Source organism: Aliikangiella sp. G2MR2-5, from assembly GCF_015687155.1.
Classification (GTDB): Bacteria; Pseudomonadota; Gammaproteobacteria; order Enterobacterales; family Kangiellaceae; genus Aliikangiella.
Window position 1 is genome coordinate 123,809 of the sequence record NZ_JADPQF010000004.1, and the last position, 21,340, is coordinate 145,148.

At 42.0% G+C, this 21,340-nt stretch carries 16 protein-coding genes; 5 read left to right on the top strand and 11 right to left on the bottom strand.

Going from position 1 to position 21,340, the window contains the following annotated elements; all coding sequences use genetic code 11:
• Window positions 1–11 precede the first annotated feature (11 nt).
• The 7 genes from IYN84_RS13575 to IYN84_RS13605 form a co-directional block, all read right to left on the bottom strand.
• Entirely contained in the window at window positions 12–1,202 is a 1,191-nt protein-coding gene (locus IYN84_RS13575) for a type III PLP-dependent enzyme (protein ID WP_196139782.1), read from the bottom strand.
• Window positions 1,202–3,016 carry an IucA/IucC family siderophore biosynthesis protein gene (locus IYN84_RS13580; RefSeq protein ID WP_196139783.1) on the bottom strand — a complete coding sequence of 605 codons (1,815 nt, stop codon included), beginning with the start codon at window positions 3,014–3,016 and terminating at the stop codon, window positions 1,202–1,204. Before IYN84_RS13580 ends, IYN84_RS13575 begins: the two co-directional genes overlap by 1 nt.
• Complete coding sequence (locus IYN84_RS13585; RefSeq protein WP_196139784.1) at window positions 3,013–4,218, bottom strand: MFS transporter; 1,206 nt, start codon at window positions 4,216–4,218, stop codon at window positions 3,013–3,015. The genes IYN84_RS13580 and IYN84_RS13585 overlap by 4 nt, the downstream gene beginning before the upstream one ends.
• A 10-nt stretch (window positions 4,219–4,228) precedes the next feature.
• Window positions 4,229–6,091, bottom strand: coding sequence for an IucA/IucC family protein (locus tag IYN84_RS13590; protein WP_196139785.1), 1,863 nt, complete (start codon window positions 6,089–6,091; stop codon window positions 4,229–4,231).
• Window positions 6,088–7,302, bottom strand: a complete 1,215-nt coding sequence (locus tag IYN84_RS13595) for an ATP-grasp domain-containing protein (RefSeq protein WP_196139786.1) — start codon at window positions 7,300–7,302, stop codon at window positions 6,088–6,090. The genes IYN84_RS13590 and IYN84_RS13595 overlap by 4 nt, the downstream gene beginning before the upstream one ends.
• Before the next feature lie 100 nt (window positions 7,303–7,402).
• The gene (locus tag IYN84_RS13600) at window positions 7,403–9,568 is read right to left on the bottom strand and encodes a TonB-dependent siderophore receptor (protein ID WP_196139787.1); all 2,166 of its coding nucleotides are present in this window, start codon (window positions 9,566–9,568) and stop codon (window positions 7,403–7,405) included.
• A gap of 24 nt (window positions 9,569–9,592) precedes the next feature.
• Window positions 9,593–10,363 carry an aldolase/citrate lyase family protein gene (locus tag IYN84_RS13605; protein WP_210330499.1) on the bottom strand — a complete coding sequence of 257 codons (771 nt, stop codon included), beginning with the start codon at window positions 10,361–10,363 and terminating at the stop codon, window positions 9,593–9,595.
• Window positions 10,364–10,537: 174 nt separating this feature from the next.
• Between IYN84_RS13605 and IYN84_RS13610 the strand changes: the two genes are divergently transcribed.
• On the top strand, window positions 10,538–11,623 hold the full coding sequence (locus IYN84_RS13610) for a PepSY domain-containing protein (protein ID WP_196139788.1): 1,086 nt from the start codon (window positions 10,538–10,540) through the stop codon (window positions 11,621–11,623).
• A gap of 189 nt (window positions 11,624–11,812) precedes the next feature.
• Here the strand turns inward: IYN84_RS13610 and gyrB are convergent, their stop codons facing one another.
• The 4 genes from gyrB to dnaA form a co-directional block, all read right to left on the bottom strand.
• Window positions 11,813–14,236: a DNA topoisomerase (ATP-hydrolyzing) subunit B gene (gene gyrB / locus IYN84_RS13615; protein WP_196139789.1), complete on the bottom strand. Its 2,424-nt coding sequence runs from the start codon at window positions 14,234–14,236 to the stop codon at window positions 11,813–11,815.
• Between the two features lie 78 nt (window positions 14,237–14,314).
• Window positions 14,315–15,418 carry a DNA replication/repair protein RecF gene (gene recF / locus IYN84_RS13620; protein ID WP_196139790.1) on the bottom strand — a complete coding sequence of 368 codons (1,104 nt, stop codon included), beginning with the start codon at window positions 15,416–15,418 and terminating at the stop codon, window positions 14,315–14,317.
• Window positions 15,419–15,444: 26 nt separating this feature from the next.
• Window positions 15,445–16,551: a DNA polymerase III subunit beta gene (gene dnaN, locus IYN84_RS13625; protein WP_196139791.1), complete on the bottom strand. Its 1,107-nt coding sequence runs from the start codon at window positions 16,549–16,551 to the stop codon at window positions 15,445–15,447.
• A 20-nt stretch (window positions 16,552–16,571) separates the two neighbouring features.
• A complete protein-coding gene (dnaA, locus tag IYN84_RS13630; RefSeq protein WP_196139792.1) occupies window positions 16,572–17,948 on the bottom strand; it encodes a chromosomal replication initiator protein DnaA in 1,377 nt (458 codons plus the stop codon).
• Between the two features lie 826 nt (window positions 17,949–18,774).
• On the opposite strand from dnaA, the gene rpmH reads away from it, so the two are divergent.
• The 4 genes from rpmH (at window position 18,775) to yidC (ending at window position 21,324) form a co-directional block, all read left to right on the top strand.
• A complete protein-coding gene (gene rpmH / locus IYN84_RS13635) occupies window positions 18,775–18,909 on the top strand; it encodes a 50S ribosomal protein L34 (protein WP_196139793.1) in 135 nt (44 codons plus the stop codon).
• A gap of 76 nt (window positions 18,910–18,985) precedes the next feature.
• Window positions 18,986–19,351 (top strand): ribonuclease P protein component, encoded by a 366-nt coding sequence (gene rnpA / locus IYN84_RS13640; protein WP_196139794.1) that lies wholly within the window; start codon window positions 18,986–18,988, stop codon window positions 19,349–19,351.
• Complete coding sequence (gene yidD / locus IYN84_RS13645) at window positions 19,336–19,575, top strand: membrane protein insertion efficiency factor YidD (protein ID WP_196139795.1); 240 nt, start codon at window positions 19,336–19,338, stop codon at window positions 19,573–19,575. Before rnpA ends, yidD begins: the two co-directional genes overlap by 16 nt.
• A gap of 21 nt (window positions 19,576–19,596) precedes the next feature.
• Complete coding sequence (gene yidC, locus IYN84_RS13650) at window positions 19,597–21,324, top strand: membrane protein insertase YidC (protein ID WP_196139796.1); 1,728 nt, start codon at window positions 19,597–19,599, stop codon at window positions 21,322–21,324.
• Window positions 21,325–21,340: the final 16 nt, after the last annotated feature.

The following is a 21,340-nucleotide window of genomic DNA, read 5'->3' on the forward strand; positions in this document are numbered from 1 at the left end:
GGTCCATATAGTTAATCCAAAAAAATCACCCTCGGCTTTTCATGCATCAAAAAGTTCTGGTGGGAGATATTCCAGGCATAAGCACCGGCATATGTAAACACGATCCAATCACCGACAGACAAGCTTTCAACAAACTCTTGCTTAGCCAAAACATCCTTGGGAGTACATAGCTGTCCTACAATAGTTACCCTCGATTGACTTATTCGAGGCACAGCTTCCTTCGTTAGTCTGGAATGAACAATCTTAAATGGATGACTGTGATTTTGTGCTGCCGGTGTTCTAAAATGATGAGTACCTCCACGAGCTACCACAAAAATCTCTCCATAACTTGGTTTAATATCGAGAACTTGCATGCCGTAATAACCACACTGCGCACTAACGAAACGACCACATTCAAAACGTATCGTTACATCCTGCATTTGAGAATCATTTATGAGCCTACTCAGCCGATCACAAAACCTGGGCCAGTCAAACCAATTATCAGGATCCGAATAGTTGATACCAATCCCTCCGCCGACATTCAAGTGAGTAACATTCTGAGCATAGCTTTCTCGCCAGCGTTTAAAGGTTTCAAAATACAGGGCCATAAGTTTAATATGGTTATCAAGATCTAGTTGATGGGACATCAAATGAAAATGAAAGCCTTTAAGTTCTATATTGGTACTCTCACCTATAACACTTAGCGCATCGGTCAGTAGAGCTTCTTCAAGTCCAAATGGTGTTGGCTTACCGCCCATACAGAGCCTGGTCTGATTGATGTCACCTATTGGAATATTCATTCGCAACAATATAGATACCTTAGCATTTTTTCTTTGCGCAATACTTTGTAATCGACGTAGTTCATACAGACTTTCAACATGCAGTAACTCGATATTCAGATCAATTGCAGCCTCCAGTTCACAGTCCAATTTACCGGGTCCACCAAAAATCAGACGCTGCTCGGGAAGCTGTTGACGTAGCCATTTTAGCTCGCCACCTGACGCAGCTTCAAAGCCATCGACTATAGGTTCCAATGCTTGCAAAATTTCTGCTTCAGGATTTGCTTTCGCCGCATAAAAAAGCTCACAGTTTTCCGGTAGTGCCTCGCGCATCTTGCTGGCATGGCTGACTAACTCACTCAAGTCATACAAATAGGCACATTTTAGATCACCCTGTTCCTCACCAAGATTTTGAAAAACTTGTTTAATCTTTTCAGGAAGCATTACTTACCTCCCAAAGGATTTTTCAGATAAACGTAGTCGGCCAGACGATCAGCCTGTTTAAGCAGTCGAGTCATGAAATTACATTTACACGGAATATCCGCTCCCTGCAACAGGGCTTCAAGCTCAGGTTCACTCCCAAATTTTTTCTGAAAGTCGATAACTTCAGTCCTGACCATCTGCCAAAGTTGTTCTTCCATATCGATATTACTACCGCTCAAATGATGAATGGCTTCGCTGATATTGTTGATTAAAGTACAGTAGGCAACTCTTTTAAAGCCTTGTTCTCTACTATAAATTACCGATTGACGTGCACGTTCGCTCATCCGGCTAAGTTGACTGTCAGACCACGCACCATCAACTAGCTTGGTTCCTTCAAGATCACGTAATTGCAAACGAGATGGTAGATGTTCGCTAAAACCGACAACAGTATTTTGCAGGTGTGGTTCAAAGATAACCCCTAACTTAAAGAAGTAATAAAATACCGGCCCTACTAACAGATGAATATAATGCTGGAACCAGAGTAAGACGGCATCAGTATGAGTCAGCCCTCGATGCCTGGCTAATGCACCAACATAGCTGTTCACCACACTTTTAAAATTTTCGTCATCTGCAAAAAGTGCTGCAGCGACTCTTGGCTGGAACAGGTTAACTTCACCTGCTTTGTATGCATTCCTGAAAAGCACACCAAATGCTTCGCTTAGAAGTTGTACCTGTTCGACTTCAATATCGTGTTGTACTCCTGTCAAATCCAAGGTTAGCGAAGCAGGTTCATCCATAAGTTCAAACATGGGAAAAAGTGATCGAACTTTTCCCCCAAACTCTTTTAACAATTCAGTCATAAAGATAGCGCTTTCCAATTCATACCAGGCGTTTTTACGAACACAGTTGGTCAAACGTACGTGCAGTGAAAACTTCAAAAAATAATTACTTTGAGGTTGGTAAAGAGTTCGTACCGAAGATGTCGGATACCACTTAGAGTCACTTTCGCCGAGCAGTAAAATTTTGCCATTAGCCACTGCTTCCATAAACATGGGTTCAGATTTAAAACGGTTAAACTGATAAGGGTGACAGGGTAGCAACTCGAATCCTTCAGGGAGTACCTTTGAAGTTAAACCGCTTAGCTGGACTCGTGGATCGAAATGCGAACAGGCGCGAACTTTGAACAGGGATTGATCTACTGCCAGCAAAGGTAAGTGAAAGCCAGCTCCGGTTTCCGGTGAGATAGCCAGAAGTTGTTTTTCATCAATACCCTCACGGCTTTTTGGCGTCGGATGCCAGGTATGCCCCCATATCAAAGATTGCTCTGAGCGAAGAAATCCATCATGCAACAGTCGTTCGCTAGATGAGGAGGCTGGGTTGGCGAGAAAAAGGCGATTATTCTCGACACTGTTTTCTATTTGATTCAAAAGCTCATGGTTAAAAGGCTGTTCTAGTACTTGAGCCAGATGTTGTAGCAATACTTTTGCCAGTGAAAGGTGATCCATTCGGGTCCAGCCTTCCCCTTTTCTTTTTAGATAGGGTGCACCGATATAGCGGCACTGACCCAACTGTTTTAGTTCACTGATTTGCACCATCAACCAGGCATTACTTTGCTTCAGAGTGATCAACATTAACTGGGCATCATCAGCACGGAACCCATATTTGATAGCCTGAGGCCAGTCATTTTGACCAAAAGCGGGGTCGATCTGAATTTCGCCTCTGGGGCCGGCAAATTCTCGGCAATAGCAGTTAAGCAATCCATTAATACTTCGCTGTGCAGCTTTTTCCTGATTTAGTGAATGTTGGTAATAAAGTGAAGTTGAACTGGCGATCATAGATCTTCCTCTTTGATTTGGTAGCCGTTTCGAAGTCCAGGCAGACATCGAACAAAGTTTCGAATTTTCGGAAAGTAAATAACAAATAGCGCCAATAAGGCAGTCCCGGCGCTCAATGAAAATGGTGCCTTTAATCCTTGCCATTCAACAATAAGCCCGGAAGAAACACCCGCAAATACACCCGCCCATTTTCCAGCGCTGTCAAAGCGTCCAAAAATTAATCCGCTTCTATGCCTGGTTTTAAGTGCTGAAAAACAATGGTGGATCCCAACATATGTCAGAGTTATGCCGACCCCCATAAAAATTCTGGCCAACCAGAGCCACTTTTCGCCATCTATTTGTTGATGTAGCAAAGCAGAAACAACTAGTAGAAATAGGCCAATAGAACTCCAATGATTTGCATCCAACCTTTGTTGCCAACGAGTATCTGCGCAAGTAATCAATAGATAAACAAGATGAGGCATACTGAAATACCAGGCAATCACACCGCTACCTTCTATCCCCAAACTCTCGGCAAATGGCAAAAAGTAGGGAAAGCTGACAACCATTGAAAAACTGAAAAGGAATTGAATACACAATATTTGATTAAAACTAAGCGGCGCATCTTCAACAGCTTGAGCATTCACTTGTTTGATAACTTTCTCGTTGCCATCAATGGGTAAACGACCAACCAGGATTGCAGCCATTACCGGTAAAATAGCGAGATAGCAATAAAGCTCTCTCGGGTTGTCACTGCTAATAAGCAATCCAAAGATTATTGGTGCTAGAAGCAGTGAAAGACGAGCGGAAAATTGAGTCCAGTTTAGAACTTTAGGCAACGCCTTATTATCTACCTGTGTTGCCAAGTAGGCGTTAGACGCAGCATAAGTACCTCCACAGATACCTTGAATTAAAAGCCCCAAAGTAAAAGTCATAAGATCGTTGGCCAATCCAGCGATCATAAATCCCGCGGCGAGACCCAGCTGTGCTCTAAGTAGAGACAGACGCTTTCCATATTTATCGGCAAAGCGTCCCCACCAGGCTGCGACCAAAGCAGTACAAACAGTCGGTAAAATGTAATACCAGCCAATCAAAATATTCATGTTTGGGCCGATTAAATCCTGCATCACTTTCGGCAAAAACAAAGGCATTCCCAATGCAGTAAAGGAAGCTAGAAAATGGCAAAATAGAACAGTAAAGACCAGGGAATTTTCCGGTTTCATAATCTGATCCCTACCCTGCTTTTCGCTGTAAAGGATTTGGTGCACTCAAACCATAAAACTTGTTAATGTCGGCTGCCTGACTTTGTTGCTTGCTCAGTAGACTGGCAGCAGTTAACAGGTATTTGGCATAATGGTGGGGCGCATCCAGTACCACTGACTTGAATAGTGAAGTATCAAAAGCTTGTGATTCAAGCTTCGTCAATTCGGCATTAAACTTCTCAAACAGGCAAGCATACCGTTGCCGGCTATCAACCAATCCACGTTCAGCCAACCCTGCAATGATGCAACCTATATTCAACTGCAGATTGATGGTGGTAAACATTTGTAGCAGTGGCAACTGACCTTCAACCATGATTCGCTGATCGACAAAACGTACGAGCCAGTCATCAGCCAAACAAGCCACAACCGAACCGCTATCATGCGGATCGACGTGTTGACTAAGCAATTTTTCCAATCCCTGAGTTAGTTGGTGAGGATTGATCCTGCCGGCGTCGTTATCACGAAAGAGTAATTGCAATGGTTGCGTGTGACTAAAAAGCAACATGGTATTTTGTTGGTTGGATTCCAGGGCGATCCCGTAAACCAGACAGAGTCGCAAATGCACTTTAAGTAAAAGAGAAAAGTAATCATCAAGCAATGCATCTAGCTCACCTTGATAATATTCTGCAGCCAATTGCTCGATGACCAATGAACCGTCCGCAGTTTCAGCCATTAATGCAGCAACACAAACCGGTGTACTTTCACCTGTTTTCGCAGGATAACGCCTAACTAACCAGGCCAGATCGGATCGCTGATCAATATGTCCACCGCTTTCCTCATCACAATGTAAATAGCGACCTTGCAGGTTTTTGTCATTTACTGCCAGATACTGCAGTAGCTGCTGGAAAACAAACCCATCATTGATAGTACTGGGCTTGATCGTTCGAATGTTTTTGTTACCCAGAGTTCTCATAGGTAAAGGCAATTTGATATGACACTCAGGCTTATCAACCAGCGCCAAAGTTCTCACCGAGAGTGTCGGCCTTACTTTTAGATAGGTTGTCGGTGCATAGCGGACACTCTTATGATGTTCCCAGTCACTTAGGCTTTTCTTCAGGTATTGGTCAAAAGTTAATGGATGGACGGGTACCAGTCGATAATCGTCAGCCAACTCTTTGGCGAGCCCCACCTGTTCAAAACTCGGCCAGATGTCCGGCATTTCCGATACACAGCTGTGATACAGCGCTCTGGGTACCGCCAACCAGTTGAGTTCGAATTCCGGCATAGCTTCAGGGCAATATTTTTCGATAGCGTCAGCGGAAAGACCAAACTTTGCACGTGCGGTTGGATAAAGAGGATGATCGCAATGCGCTGCCAGCTGTTCTATCAACAACATTTTCTGCCAGCCATTAGCAAGTCGAAAAATATTTCGACCCAGCTTATCTCGTTGTTTCTGAAACACCACTTGTGCCAGTATTTTTTGCTCGACCGCACAATGGCACTCGTCATCAAAGCGACAAAAATATTCAAATTGTTCATCATTCAGCCCTGTCGCAAACTGCTCCAGCCAGCGACTAAAATGATTACAACCGTAAAACTCTCCTTCAAGTTCAAATAACCATGCCGCTGTTTGAACTTTCCAATCCTGCATATAGTTACAGGGACGCAAGGGAACAAACAGATTAAACTTTCCTAAATGCGCCACTTTAAGCCAGCAATCAGGCATTTCCAGTGGCCAGTATCGTTTTAGCCGTTTACTTTCAAGAGCTTCCTTTTGAATCACCTCACTATGACTCACGATAGTTCGGATATCTTCACGTAAAAATGCATCCATTACTCTTCGAGTAATGTATTCCTCCTGCTGACTGACTTCTTGCCAGAATCTGTCATTCATGCGCTTATCTCCCAACGAAACCTGGTGTCGAGATTGTCGAGAGCCTGCATCAGCTTGTCAGGAGCTGGATCCTTGGTAACGGCGGTTAATATACTTAAGTAATCTTTGTTGGAACGGCTTAGACGAATTTGATCGCCGATACTTCTAATATGCTCTAGTTTGATCGAATAAGGAGATGTTTGTTCGAACTCATCCGGAAGGGAAATCAATTTGCCGTCTTGTTCGGCACAAAAGTAACGAATGACGGCTTGACCTTTAATTGGCTCGATATTATCCAAGGGTTCGCCGAGGTGTAAGCGCATGATCTGTTTAAACCAGTCAAAGGAAGCCAACCGATTAAGCAAAAATTCTCTATTATCACCAATGCTTCGGTAGTTAATCTCAATCAGTCTTGGTCCCTGCTCGGTCAAAACAAACTCACTATGACAAACCCCGAAATTAATCCCGAACTGTTTGAGCTGCTCCAGAGCTTGCTTACAATGTTCGCTATCAATATCCGACTGCCAACAAGCTTCGGTTTCAATAAAATATGGTGGCGCCGACAGAGTCACATCAAACCCTCCAAGAGCGAACAATCGCTTTCCATCTCCCAGAGTTTCCAACGTAAATAAAGAACCAACGAGAAACTCTTCAATGATCAACGAGCGATTCGGCTGTTGTCGCCAGAATTTTTTGCAGAAAGCAATAAGTTGCTCTCTGTCATCACAACGTTGCACATCCAGACTAGCAACTCCTTGTTGCGGTTTAACTACGCAGGGAAACGGGATATCTTCATTCACTAGCTCAGCAATATTTGTAATAGCCTGGAACCAGGCGGTTGGGATTTCGTTGGCCTGTAGATATTCTCGCATTGCCGATTTATTTTTTGCTCGATAGCAAACCTGCCAGTCTTTGGCTGGAAGATTAAAGAATTCTGCAGCCTGGGCACATGAAGTTTGTAAGTGATCACTATTCGTAAAAATAGCTGCAGGTGACTGCGGCCATTGTTGCAGAAGCTCGATGATTGCCTGGCTGTTAAATACGTCGCAACTGAGAATTTCAACCGGATATCCGGGTAAACCTTCACGAGTAAAATAACGCTGATGTTCCAGCGGATAATCTGTCAGTAACAAAACTGAATATCCAAGTTCAACTGCCGCAGGAAGAAAGCCCTGTAATGCAGCACTATTGACCACATGAGTCAGGATCACGATAGGTTTACTATTTTTCACGACTAAATCCTCTTATTCGCAAATTTGATGTGCTCCCGACCATCAGGTCGGGAAGTATTGTTTAGGACCGATATAAAACTGGCTTACTAACACTGGATCATCAGAATTGATAGTCCAGTTGAATCGAGACCGAACGGCTCGGCGCCGGTTGGCGTCCCCAGGGGCTGACGTCAACACCACGGAAATAATATTCTTCGTCCAACAGGTTATTGATAATCAATCCGACAGATAAGGTCTGGTCATTGCGGCTAAGGAGCTGGTGTTGAACTTGCGCATTGAGCAACCAATAAGCAGGAAGTAATCCTTGTGAGCCCAGCTCATCTTCAATTAGCGTATTGGCCGCATCACTAAAGGCCTCGCTGTAATGAACCGCCGATAATGCATAGTCGGTTTTAGTGTGCTGATAACGCGCTTCAAATATCCATTGCTCATCAGAAGCAAACGGCAGGTCGTTACCCTGATATTCCCCGCTACGCTGTTCCGCGTCGAGAAAGGTGTAACCTGCATGGAAAAACAAGCCGGGAATTTCTTGCGGCTCCCAGGTAGCTTCGAGTTCAACTCCCAGATGCCGGGTTTCACCAAGGTTTTTGAAAGTCAGGCTGGGTCGATCAAACTGAATTTGATCCTCAAAATCGATACGGTACAGGTTAGCGGTTAGGGTTAGACCCTTTTGCGGGGTATACCGCAGGCCAGCTTCAAAGTTAGTCGCAAGCTCTGACTGAACTTCTCCTTCACGGGTGATCTGGGTAACTTGTGGCGGGCGCAAAGAACGCTGGCTATTTGCAAATAAAAACCATTGCTCATTTAGCTCGTAGCCAATAGTCAGTCCTGGCAACACTTCAGAAATATCATTGTCACGCTCGGTTCCGTTGATACCATCAACGTAATTCATGGCGACATTTTCATAACGCAGGCCCGGAGTGATCGCCAAACGGTCATCATCTAGAGAAAGGGTATAGCTTGCATATAGAGCATAGGCGTTGGTTTTAAAGCGCCAGTCTCTTAGTGTATTGAATGTGTCGTCGACAAAAAGCTGATTGGTTACCGCATAGTCGATCTCTTCCTCAACATAGCGCGCGCCCAAAGTAACTTGCTGGGACATATCTTTACCGTCTATATAAAAACTTACTCTTGGTTCGCTACCAAAAACCTCAAATGATCTCGGTGAAGAACGCAATTCTGCCGCATTTTCGCGCGCATCAAACGGATAGCCGAAATCAAAGCGGCGACTACTTTGCTGGTAGAAATTGTGCCAGTTAAATTCGGCAGTGCTATCAAAGCCTTTATTGTAAGTGGCAGAAAGGCGTTGGGTATCGGCGTCAAAATAGTCGTAAGGTCGTTTAGACTGAGCAGGATCCTGCTCATAATCTTCTAGCGGTAAGGCACCGGGCAATTCAGACTCAACTTGATAGTCCTGTGCCAGTAACTTTAGATAACTGTCCTGCTCCAGAATGATTTTTGAATTGATAATGACGTTATCGACTTTGGTATCGGAATGCTCACGAAATGATTCTCCGCGAATACTATTCGCCTGCAACTGAATAGCGAATTTGTCGCTAACCGCTCCACCTGTTTTTAAATAGAAGTCATTAAGACTCCGACCTTGTTGGTAATCGGTAAAGCGATTTCGGATCTGGGTAGAAAACTCACCGGAAATTTCTTTGGGTATAAAGTTGATGACTCCGCCAACGTTGTTGGGACCATAATGAACTGAGGCACCGCCGCGAACTACATCGATCCTTTCGACAGACTCCATGGTAAAAGGAAATAACGACAGGCCAAGATGGCCATAAGGCGCCAAACTATAAGGGATCCCGTCGAACAAGATCTGAACCTGACCGCTGCGCCCCGGATTCAAGCCCCGGATAGAAATATTGGGCAGAATGCCGGTACCGGTTTCATCCTGAACCTTAAAACCGGGTACACTGCGAAATGCGTCTTCCAGGCTTCTGACCCCGCCTTTTTGCAGTTTACCTGCACTAATAATATTTCGGCCACCTGGATAGGTTAAAACTTCATTTTGTTCCGAGCTACCCAGCCATTCCCCATAAACTCGAATAACGTTTGAATCTTGCTGAGTGTCATCCTCATTTATTGAAGTTGCCTTTTCAGCCGCACTTTCTTCTTTCAAATCTGTCGATTTTTTTTGGATCGGCGGAGTCGGATCGCTATAGTTTAATTTCTCTTGTCCATAGACTTTTGTTGTCATCATCAACAAAGCAAAGAGGAAAGAAGATAACCTGGGTAGTACTTTTCTAATATTCACTTAATAGACCTGTTATAGAATTGATTAAAGTTCATTTTTCATTTGGTATAGGTGGCTTTTCAGGGCTCTAAACAATATCCCTCGATCTTCACCGGCAACAAATGCATTAACCTGTTGCTGGCGCCAGTAAGTAAGTTGTCCTTCTGTTCGGGGAATAGCGCAAAAAGGAATTTCATATCTAGAACATTTTTCAGCAATGCTTTTAATAGCCTGCTGAACCTGCGGATGCTGTATCTGCGATTGGTGCCCTAGTGAAAACGAAAGATCCATGGCTCCTTCAAGAATCATGTCGATCCCCGCTACTGATAAAATCTCATCAAGATTTTCAACGCCAACCTTTGACTCGATCATTAAAACCAGCATGATTTCCTGGTCAGCTGATCGTGTATATTCGTTCAACGACAAATAACCAAAACCGGTGTTTCTTCCACCGGTAATACCTCGGGTTCCATGAGGAGCATAACGACAGGCTTTGCATGCAAGCTCTGTCTGCGCTGCATTTTCGACTCTTGGAATAACAATGCCTTGGGCACCGGCGTCTAAAGCTCGTTGAATAAAAAATGGGGTTGCAGCTGGAACTCTGACAAAAGGAGTGATACCGGCACATTCTGCTGCTCGAATTGAGTGTTCTAGTTCAACTGCATCACGTAAAAGGTGCTCTTGATCGAGAATTATAAAATCGTATCCCGCGTACCCAGTCATTTCGACGATCAAGGGTAACGGCGTAGAGTTAAGCATGCCAAACACCACTTCTTTGTTTAGCAGCTTTTTCTTTATTACATTTTTCTTTAACACGAATCGCTCTCTATGCGTTGCTATGGATATCTCTCTTCTGCTAAGAAAAGCTTATCCATCGAATAACTTCGCCGGATCCTAAATGATAATGATTCGCATTACAATTCTTATTTAGTTATAATCCTGTTTAATCTCATACTTCTTTTTTAATGATTTCACAAAACAGCTAACAAAATGAATAGTCGTTCGTTACACCGCTGGCTAGGTTTGACAGTTGGTCTGGTATTTAGCCTGGTCTGCCTTTCCGGTAGTTTGTTGCTACACAAGTCCAGCCTGTTCCCTTTGATTTATCCAGATTTGGAGGTCGGGATAGTTAGCAAACAAACACAAGTAAAACTCGATATTTCCACAGTCAAGCGACTGATATCAACTCAAACAGAAAAACCGCTGGCTGTTGTTTTGCCAAAGCAGGATTGGCCGTTTTATACTCTGGCGTATAACAAAACTCGTAAATCCTACTATTCTTTACAGGGAGACTTCTTGCTTTCGATTGACAGCAAGTCGAATGTTTTTGCCTGGCTGTTAGACCTGCACCAAAACCTCCTTTTAGGTGACAGAGGTAAAAATATGAATGCCTGGGTCCAGTTTGTTTCACTATGTCTATTAATAACCGGCTTGGCTATCTGGTGGCCACGCAACAACCTTTTCAGAAATTTATCTATCAAAAAAACAACCAGCAAGAGGTTGCTTTACTATCAAATTCATCGATCTGCTGGAGTTTTAGCTATGCCGGTGTTTTTGCTGATGATAACAAGCGGTATCGCGCTAATTTATTACCCACAAACTCAACAGCTGCTCTCCAGGTGGTTTGATAAAGAACAGGAGACACATTCTATTAATTACGAAATTCCAAGTGACCTGGAAGCAATCTTCAAAGATGTGTCTGGTATTTGGTCAGACATTCAATGGACTGCAATCTATCTCCCCGGGAATAATCAAATTGGCTGGCGACTAAGAGGCAGATTCGAACAGGAATGGCACCCAAACGGACGCTCGTTTATAACAGTAGTTTCTGGTAAAGGTCAAAAGCTTGTTATCGACGATGCTAGAAGGTCCGGAGCAGGCCGGTCACTCGCGCAAAGGCTCTATCCAATACATAGCGCAGCAATTGGTGGCGAGGGATATAAATGGCTATTAACTCTGGTAGGAGTAACTCCAATAATTTTATGGTTAAGCGGGATATATCTTTATGGTTTTCGACTTAGAAATAAGTCAAAGCGGGTTCCAGGAGAGAACCATTTAATAAATCAAATGACTTAGATTTATCCACCAATTGTATAGTAAATACTCACCAACTAAAAATCAGCTAGACAATAGCTGTAGAACGGAAAACAGTAGGAGTGAAAAAATTGGCTTGGTTTAAGTGACGTTTAAAATAGAAAGGAAGTGTTTGAGCAGGATATATGAAATAAAAAACTCCCCGCCTGTTAAGCGGGGAGCTATAAATATCTACACGTCGAGGTTGGCCACGGCTAATGCGTTGGACTCAATAAATTCACGTCTAGGCTCTACCTGATCGCCCATCAGTGTCGTAAACAGTTGATCCGCTGCGACCGCGTCTTCAATGGTAACTTGCAACATGCGACGAACTTCAGGATCCATAGTTGTTTCCCATAACTGCTCAGGGTTCATCTCTCCAAGACCTTTGTATCGCTGGATAGCAAGCCCGCGACGCGATTGTTGCATCAGCCAGTCAAGAGCTTCAGCGAAACTGGAAACCTCTTGTTGGCGAGCACCACGTTGGATGTAAGCTCCCTCTTCCAACAGTCCATCAAGCGTACCTGCAAGGGCAATAATTTTACGGTATTCACCTGAAGAGAAGAAAGACTTGTCCAATGTATAAGAATTAGAAAGACCATGGTGAATGACTTTAACTTCAGGCAAGTAGCGATTTCTTTCCTCATCCTTATGAATAGTCACTTCAAAACGAGTGGCACCTGCTTTACCATCGCCTTTCATAGCTTCTTCGAGCTGCGCAACCCAAGCTTCAACAGCACCTTTATCCTCCAGGCTTTCAGCTTTTAGCTCTGGCATATAAATTAGCTTGTCTAAAATTCGCATATCATATAATTGCGCGAGTCTACGAATATCCGCCTGAACTGTGCGATAGTCGTTAACCAGCTTCTCCAGAGAGTCTCCAGCTAATGCAGGCGCATTAGGATTCACATGTAGAGAAGCTTCATCTAAAGCCATACTGGTTAGATACTCTTCCAAACTAGCATCATCTTTAATGTAAGTTTCCTGCTTACCTTTTTTGATCTTATAAAGAGGCGGCTGTGCAATATAAATAAAGCCTCGCTCAATCAGTGGTAACATTTGTCTATAAAAGAATGTAAGTAATAAGGTTCGAATGTGTGCACCATCAACATCCGCATCGGTCATTATTATAATACGGTGATAGCGAGCCTTTTCTACATCAAATTCATCACGCCCTATTCCACAACCTAGCGCAGTAATTAAAGTGCCAACCTCAGCCGAAGAAAGCATCTTATCAAAGCGAGCTTTTTCAACATTTAGAATTTTACCTTTCAAAGGTAAAATAGCCTGATTTTTTCGGTTACGACCTTGCTTTGCAGAACCTCCCGCAGAATCACCCTCCACTATGTAGAGTTCAGAAACCGCAGGATCTTTTTCCTGGCAATCAGCTAGCTTACCTGGTAGTCCAGCAATATCCAGTACCCCTTTACGGCGGGTCATATCTCTTGCTTTACGTGCTGCTTCTCTCGCTCTAGCCGCATCCATCATTTTGGTGACAATAGTTTTTGCTTCCTGAGGATTTTCCAATAAAAACTCTGAAAGCTTCTGACTCATGGCCTGCTCAACTGCACCTTTAACTTCTGATGAAACGAGCTTGTCTTTTGTTTGTGAAGAAAACTTTGGATCAGGCACTTTGACAGAGATAACCGCGGTTAAACCTTCTCTGGCATCGTCACCTGTAGTTGAGACTTTATTCTTGTTATTCGCAGCAATTTCTTTTTCGATATAAGTATTTAGGGTACGTGTCAATGCACTGCGAAAACCAGCTAAGTGAGTTCCCCCATCCCTTTGTGGAATGTTATTGGTGAAACAAAAAATATTTTCCTGGAAGCTATCGTTCCACTGCATTGCAATTTCTACCGTAATACCATCCTCTTCACGAAACCCTGTGAAGTGAAACATCTTTTCATTAATCGGTGCTTTGTTCTGGTTCAAGTATCCAACGAATGCCTGAATACCACCTTCATACATGAAGTGATCTTCCTTTCCGCTTCGTTCATCTTTAAGTCGGATACTCACTCCTGAATTGAGAAAAGAGAGCTCCCTTAATCTTTTAGCAAGAATGTCGTAATGAAAATTGATATCGCTAAAAATTTCTTCACTAGGATGAAAACGTAGCTCCGTTCCAGTTCTTTCAGTGTCTCCAATTACCGCTAGAGGAGCAACAGGCTCTCCTAATCGATAATTCTGTTCATGCACTTTCCCTTCTCTTCTGATCGTTAGTTGAAGCTCATCTGAAAGCGCATTTACGACAGAAATACCAACACCATGGAGACCGCCAGAGACTTTATATGAATTATCATCAAATTTACCTCCAGCATGAAGAACAGTCATAATTACTTGCGCTGCTGACACCCCTTCTTCAGGATGAATACCCACGGGAATTCCGCGTCCGTCATCCGCGACAGATACAGAATTATCAGGGTGAATAGTTACGAAAATATCGGAACAATGGCCAGCTAGAGCTTCGTCGATAGAGTTATCCACTACCTCAAAAACCATATGATGTAGACCTGTACCGTCATCAGTATCACCGATATACATCCCCGGTCTCTTACGAACAGCGTCCAATCCCTTTAGTACTTTGATACTCGATGAATCATAATTCTCAGACATGCAGTGTTTTACCTTTATTCTGTTATCTTTTCTATTATCTTATTTCTAGCATCTTATCCAACGCTGAAATCAATGGTGTTAACTAAAGCTCAATTCATTTATCTGCTTGATATCACCATGTTCCACGTGAAACATATGCGGCCTATTATACCCTTTTTCTAGCCACTTGAGCGAATCTAGTTGCAAGCTAGTGAGTATAATTTGTGTGTTTTCTTGTGCCATTAATGCTTGCAATAGTACCCGCTGATTGTCACTATCCAGCTCTGACGTAAAGTCATCGATAAGGAACAAGCTTTCTTTATTCGTCTTTTCCTTAAGCAGCTGAGTTTGAGCAAGAAATAGCGCGTTAATAAGTAGCTTCTTCTGCCCCCTTGATAGCTTATCTTTTGCCAGTAGCGAACCCAATTTTATTTTTATATCTGCTTTGTGTGGACCATATTGAGTGAATCCCTTAAACGCATCGGACTCTCTAGTAGCAACAATCTTGTCTTCTATGGTATCGGTAAATCCTGCATAGTAGCTGATTTTGATATCATCAAAAATATTTACCTCCAGTTTATTCAATACGCTTTCGAGCGACTCAACTAGCATAGAGCACATCTTAGCTCTTTGACTATTGACCTCATTAGCAGCCTCTAAAAACTGGGTATCCCAGGATAATAGCTCCGTTGTAACTTTGCCCTGACAGCTACGCAGCAACGCGTTTCTTTGTTTGAGTATCTGTGTGTACTTCTTCCAGGCGTTTAAATAGCTATGTTCCACGTGGAACAATATCCAGTCTATAAACTTTCTTCTTTCTGACGGACCAGAATCTATTAAATGGTAGGATTCAGGACAGATTACTTGGGTAGGATAAATACTGGCCAATTTAGACAAACTAGTGATATTTTCGCCGTTAATTCGAATCCTGTTCTTTTTTTCACTGTTTTCGTGCTGCAGACCTAGTTTTACATTAGTACTAGTTTTGGCAAAAAGAATGAATTTATTCAGCTCATTACCGGTAACAATATTGAGCTTACTAGTCCTAAAAGAACGTCCAGAAGTAATCAAACTAATGGCCTCTAGTAAACTTGATTTTCCAGCGCCATTTTTTCCATAAATAATATTCAGCCTTTGATCAAACTCAATAGAGAAGTCCGCAAGATTACGAACCCCCTTCCCTTCTATGGCTTGAAGATACATCGATTAAAGTCTTTATTAGCAGCTTTCTATAATCGCATCGGCATGACGACATATAAACTGTCGCTTGATTCTGCATTTTCAATTAACACGCTACTGTTTGAATCACCAAGATTAAATCGTACGTTATCGGACTTAATCGCATTTATTGCATCCAACAAGTAACCAACATTGAACCCAATTTCCAACTCTTCATCCGTATAATCAACATCTAGCTCGATCTCAGCTTCTTCTTGTTCCGGATTGTTCGCATGTATTGCCAGTAGATTTTGCGACAAATTAAGCCTTACACCTCTGAACTTTTCATTACACAAAATAGATGCTCTGGTGAAAGCTTCTTTTAAATTCGATTTTTCAGCTACCATTAATCTTTGGGCATTTCTTGGTAGTACTTTGTCATAGTCCGGAAAGCGCCCATCTATTAGCTTTGAGATAAAAACAAAATCACCCTGAGTGATTTTAATATGGTTGCTACTTAACTCCACGATACAAACTTGATCTGGCGCAGATAATAGCTTACCAGCTTCCAATATACCCTTTCTAGGAATAATTGCTTGCACGAGCTCTTCAGTAACCGATTGATTTAATTGAACTTTAGACAACGCTAAGCGGTGGCCGTCTGTAGCAACTGAAACTAGTTTGTCTCCATTAACCTCTAGCAACATACCATTCAGGTAATAGCGTACATCTTGATGGGCCATGGCAAACTGAGTCTTATCAAATAATGACTTTAGCTGTCCGGCTTCGATTTCGAATTTTTGGTTAAACACCGCTTCTTCTATATTCGGAAATTCTTGCGCCGATATTGTTGATAATGAAAATCGACTTTTTCCTGAAGACAGCTTTATCTTGCCCTCATCCTGCGCAAAATTAATCAGCTCGTTATCTGACAAAGATTTGCATATTTCCAATAACTTTCTGGCAGGTACGGTAATGTCGCCTTCAACGTATTCACCTTCAAGCTTAATCTTTGCACTCATTTCAATTTCTAGATCAGTTGCCGTAATAGACAACAAACCCTCTTCTATTTTAATTAGTACATTGGCTAAAACCGGCAACGTCTGGCGCTTCTCGACGGCTCCCGAAACTAATTGTAGAGGGACCAACAGATCTTCTTTTCCTACAGAAAATCGCATTATTAACTCCTTTTTCTCCACTAACTGGAAAGGGTTCTCATTAAATTTGTGTAATCTTCTTTTATATCCTGAGATTCTTCTTTGAGTGATTTAACCTTCCTACAAGCATGAAGTACTGTAGTATGATCCTTTCCACCAAATGCCTCTCCTATCTCAGGCAAACTATGGTTAGTTAGCTCTTTAGCTAACGACATTGCTAATTGTCTAGGCCTTGCGATTGAACGATTTCTTCTTTTAGACAATAAATCAGAAACTTTGATCTTATAGTATTCAGCGACAGTCTTCTGAATGTTTTCGATACTGACTTGCTTGTCCTGGGCAGCAATTAAATCGCGTAATGCATCCTTTACAAAATCTACGGTAATCTCTTTGCCGGTAAACTGAGCATTCGCTATAACTCTCTTTAGTGCCCCTTCTAACTCTCTAACGTTTGACCGAATTCTTTTCGCTATGAAAAATGCGACTTCATGTGGCAAATTAATGTTTGATTCTTCGGCCTTTGATATCAATATCGCCACTCTGGTTTCGAGTTCTGGCGGATCTATCGATACGGTCAAGCCCCAACCAAAACGAGACTTCAATCGCTCTTCTACACCGTCTATTTCTCGAGGATAGCGATCACAAGTTAATATAACCTGTTGATTTCCCTCAAGTAATGCGTTGAATGTATGAAAAAACTCTTCTTGCGATCGCTCTTTATTGGCAAAAAACTGAATATCATCTATAAACAACGCATCGACTGAACGATAAAACTTCTTAAACTTTTCAATCGTATTGGTTTGTAATGCTTTAACCATATCAGCTACAAACCTTTCTGAATGGAGGTAAATAACCCGTCCATCAGGCTTATTCTTTAGAATTTCGTTTCCGACGGCTTGCATAAGGTGTGTCTTACCTAAACCCACTCCACCATAAATAAACAGAGGATTATAGGCATTACCAGGATTTTGCGAAACCTGCTTTGCAGCCGCCATTGCCAGTTGATTACTTTTACCTTGAACGAAGCTCTCAAAGGTAAAATTCGCGTTTAAATTACCACGTCTGTTTTCCTCTTGCTTCTTCGGAGTAGACATCCTTCGGGCGTCTTCTACTGGCTTGTTTGGTTTCGATATATCTTTTCTCTGAGGGCGTATTGAGCTGAGCGCGCTTTTTTGCTCATATAGTCCATTACTAGAAACAATATCAAACTTGATCTCTACCGGATCATCTTCACTATGTTCCAGTATTTCCCTGATTCTTGGTAAATATTTTTCCCTTACCCAGTCAAGTACGAATCGATTCGGCGCTTGCAGAAACAGCTTGTTAGGTGCCTCAGTTACTTTTAACGGGCGGATCCAAGTACTAAACTCAGTTGGCGGGAGTTCATCTTGTAGATATCTTTGACATTTACTCCACATGAGCGAGTAGCGTCCCTTAAGCTGAAGGTGGATTTATTAGTTTTATTAACTTTTCGATCAGAAAATGATCGATTGTGAATAGAGTTATGAAGTTTAGATCGATTATTAAAAATGATCCACAGATTTTATTAAAGAATTTTAATTTTGATCAATTTGGATCTTGGTGATGATCGTAGAATTATTGTTCAAATTTTACATCTTATTACCCTAATTAAGCCTACAATTGTGAATTATTTGTACAAAAGTTTGTTAGTTACTTCAATATTCGAAAAAATGATCTTTTTTTACAATTTTGATCATAGTTAGATCACTTGTTATTGGGTTGTAGATCACAAAGTTATCATTACTATATCCTATTGTTTTACAATAGTAAAAAGTGGTTATCCACAAATAATCGCTGATCTAATAATAGATCTTAATAAGATCTTTTTCTTTTATTAATTATTATAAGCGGTGGATAAGCTTTTGATCGCTTCTAGCCTGAAAGAGTTAATCTTTTCGTCCCTATATCTTGAAAATGTAAAATTGCGATCAAAAATCAATAATTTGCTAAAAAACTGATCTTTTTTTTTATCCACAAAACTGTATAGATTTTGGCTAGTGATCGCATATTTAGTGATCAAAATTAGATCATTTCCCAATATATGGTAGTTAAAAACGATCAAAATTTGATCGTATTATTACCCAATCTAACTGAAGGATAAAAAGTAACCAGAAAAGTCATTGACACTCCTGGGTCTATGCAATAGAATTTGCGCCCCTTTGATGCAGGTCTCCCTTTGTGGAAACCTTGATTAAACAACTTTGATAATTAACGGATAGTCTGATGAAACGTACATTTCAGCCTAGCAACTTAAAGCGTAAACGCCGTCACGGTTTCCGTGCTCGCATGGCAACAAAAAATGGTCGTTTAGTTATTAATCGACGTCGAGCGAAAGGTCGTAAAAGACTAAGCGCTTAATCGCTTGATTGTGATTAATCTTCTTTAGCAAGATTACAGCAGCTCTTGTTGAAAGCACTCTAACTTAGAGATCAGGATGGAACCAACTTCCTTTAGTTTTCAGCGAGAGCTTCGTCTTTTAAAGTCGAGTGATTATAGTCGAGTATTCGACAAAGCTTTCAAGGTTCATAACCGAGCCTTTACTTTGCTAGCCAGAAAAAACAAGCTAGATCATCCTAGACTCGGGTTGGTTATTGCCAAGAAAAACCTGAAGTTTGCCTTTCAACGTAACTATACTAAGCGCATACTCCGTGAAGGTTTCCGTTTGGGCCAGCACCAACTTGGAAGTTACGATATCGTTATTCTCACACGCCGAGATATTGCTGTATTACCTAAAACAGATATAATCCGTCTTCGAGACGAACTTTTCGACAGATTCCGCAAAAAATGCAGAAAATTCTAATTGCATTAATACGTTTCTATCAGAAAACGCTAAGTTTATTGATTGGCGGAGATTGTCGTTTTTATCCAACTTGCTCTCAATATTCAATAGAAGCCATAGAACAACATGGTAGTTTAAAGGGCAGTTGGTTGATGATTAGGCGAATAAGTCGCTGTCATCCTTTAAATCCCGGTGGAATTGATAAGGTTCCACCAGTGAATCATCAATGCCAGCACAAGCATTGAGAAAATAAGAGAATTTATTCAATGGAATCAGCCCGTACCTTTCTACTCATTTTGCTCGCGTTTTTGACTTTTCTGCTTTATAACGCCTGGACCGAACAGCATGCGCCAGCGAAAACCAACCAAGCTCCGATCGAGTCGTCTTTGGGGGCTCTAGAAGCTCAAAACCCGCCTGCCGACCCAGCATCTAACTTGCCAGTAAGCTCGACGACGATGGATGATATTGCTTCACAAACACCAGAGTCTCAAGCAAAAGTACAGAGTGAAGCTGTATTGAAAACTCAGCCTGTTGAGGTTGTTACTGATACTTTAAAGGTTCTGATTTCACCTGCTGGCGGTAATCTAGTGTCAGCCGAACTTTTGAATTTCAAAGATTCGTTAGAAAAAGATGCCAAGCCATTGAATATTCTAGAAAATAGAGATGGACGCGTTTTCCTGGCTTTGTCTGGTCTCTATGGTACCGGAGCCCCGGATCAGGATGGTAAGGTAGTCAGCTATCAATCTGAGAAAAGCCATTATCAGCTAGAAGATGGCGAGGATCAGGTCACAGTCAACTTACGCTGGACCAATGATCAAGGTGTTGAATATACCAAGCAACTAACTTTTTACCGTGGTCAATATCTGATTGAAACTAAATACATTGTGTCTAATAAAGGTAGTGAACGCATCGCTAATCGAATGTTTACTGCGCTAAAAAGAGATACTCTTCCGGTAGCTAATCAAGAGACTTCTGGTTTTGGAATGCAGTCATTTGTCGGTCCTGCCTATTCTACCGACCAGTCAAAATATGAAAAATATAGTTTTGAAGATTTAAGTGAAGAGCCTTTAAATATTAAGACTAAAGGTGGTTGGGTCGCGATTCTACAACATTATTTCGTGACTGCCTGGGTTCCAGAAACCGAAGAGACCGCGGAAAATTTAATTGATACCGCTGACAAAAACCTTGGAAAATCTGGACTGGCACAAATTCGAATTACTCAGGATTGGCAATGGATCGATCCTGATCAAAGCGCTACTTTTAGTGCCAAACTCTATGTCGGGCCTAAAATTCAGGATGATCTGGAACAAATCGCCGAAGGATTGGAACTGACAGTCGATTACGGCTTCCTTTGGTGGATCGGTCAACCTATCTTTGCACTGCTGACTTTCTTGCAGGGGTTTGTCATTAATTGGGGCTTGGCTATCATTTGTGTAACCATCGCGATCAAAATGCTGCTTTATCCACTGGCTCGTGCTCAATATCGCTCTTTTGCCAAAATGCGTTTATTGCAACCAAAATTGACTGCAATGAAGGAGCGCTATGGTGATGATCGCCAGCAATTTTCCATGAAAATGATGGAACTCTATAAAAAGGAAAAAGTAAACCCTTTAGGCGGTTGCTTCCCTCTTTTGATCCAGATGCCGGTATTTATCGCACTTTACTGGGTTTTGATGGAAAGCGTCGAGTTGCGTCATGCACCATTCATGCTGTGGATCGATGACTTGGCCGTTAAAGATCCTTACTTTGTACTGCCGCTATTGATGGGTGCAAGCATGTACCTGATGCAAAAAATGCAGCCGGCTTCACCGACCATGGATCCTATGCAGCAAAAGATGCTGCAGATGATGCCGGTTTTTATGACCGTCTTCTTTGTGTTCTTCCCTGCAGGGCTGGTTCTATACTGGTTAATGAACAACTTGATTTCGATTGCGCAGCAGCTGTACATCACTAATCAGTTTAATAAAGAACAAGAAGCGAAAACTAAAAAATAATTGTTTTCGGCGTTGA

Bases quoted from the DNA above. Each gene is read 5' to 3' on its own strand.
- IYN84_RS13575 (WP_196139782.1), bottom strand. From the start codon at position 1,202: ATGCTTCCTGAAAAGATTAAACAAGTTTTTCAAAATCTTGGTGAGGAA.
- IYN84_RS13580 (WP_196139783.1), bottom strand. From the start codon at position 3,016: ATGATCGCCAGTTCAACTTCACTTTATTACCAACATTCACTAAATCAG.
- IYN84_RS13585 (WP_196139784.1), bottom strand. From the start codon at position 4,218: ATGAAACCGGAAAATTCCCTGGTCTTTACTGTTCTATTTTGCCATTTT.
- IYN84_RS13590 (WP_196139785.1), bottom strand. From the start codon at position 6,091: ATGAATGACAGATTCTGGCAAGAAGTCAGTCAGCAGGAGGAATACATT.
- IYN84_RS13610 (WP_196139788.1), top strand. From the start codon at position 10,538: ATGAATAGTCGTTCGTTACACCGCTGGCTAGGTTTGACAGTTGGTCTG.
- gyrB (WP_196139789.1), bottom strand. From the start codon at position 14,236: ATGTCTGAGAATTATGATTCATCGAGTATCAAAGTACTAAAGGGATTG.
- recF (WP_196139790.1), bottom strand. From the start codon at position 15,418: ATGTATCTTCAAGCCATAGAAGGGAAGGGGGTTCGTAATCTTGCGGAC.
- dnaN (WP_196139791.1), bottom strand. From the start codon at position 16,551: ATGCGATTTTCTGTAGGAAAAGAAGATCTGTTGGTCCCTCTACAATTA.
- dnaA (WP_196139792.1), bottom strand. From the start codon at position 17,948: ATGTGGAGTAAATGTCAAAGATATCTACAAGATGAACTCCCGCCAACT.
- rpmH (WP_196139793.1), top strand. From the start codon at position 18,775: ATGAAACGTACATTTCAGCCTAGCAACTTAAAGCGTAAACGCCGTCAC.
- rnpA (WP_196139794.1), top strand. From the start codon at position 18,986: ATGGAACCAACTTCCTTTAGTTTTCAGCGAGAGCTTCGTCTTTTAAAG.
- yidD (WP_196139795.1), top strand. From the start codon at position 19,336: ATGCAGAAAATTCTAATTGCATTAATACGTTTCTATCAGAAAACGCTA.
- yidC (WP_196139796.1), top strand. From the start codon at position 19,597: ATGGAATCAGCCCGTACCTTTCTACTCATTTTGCTCGCGTTTTTGACT.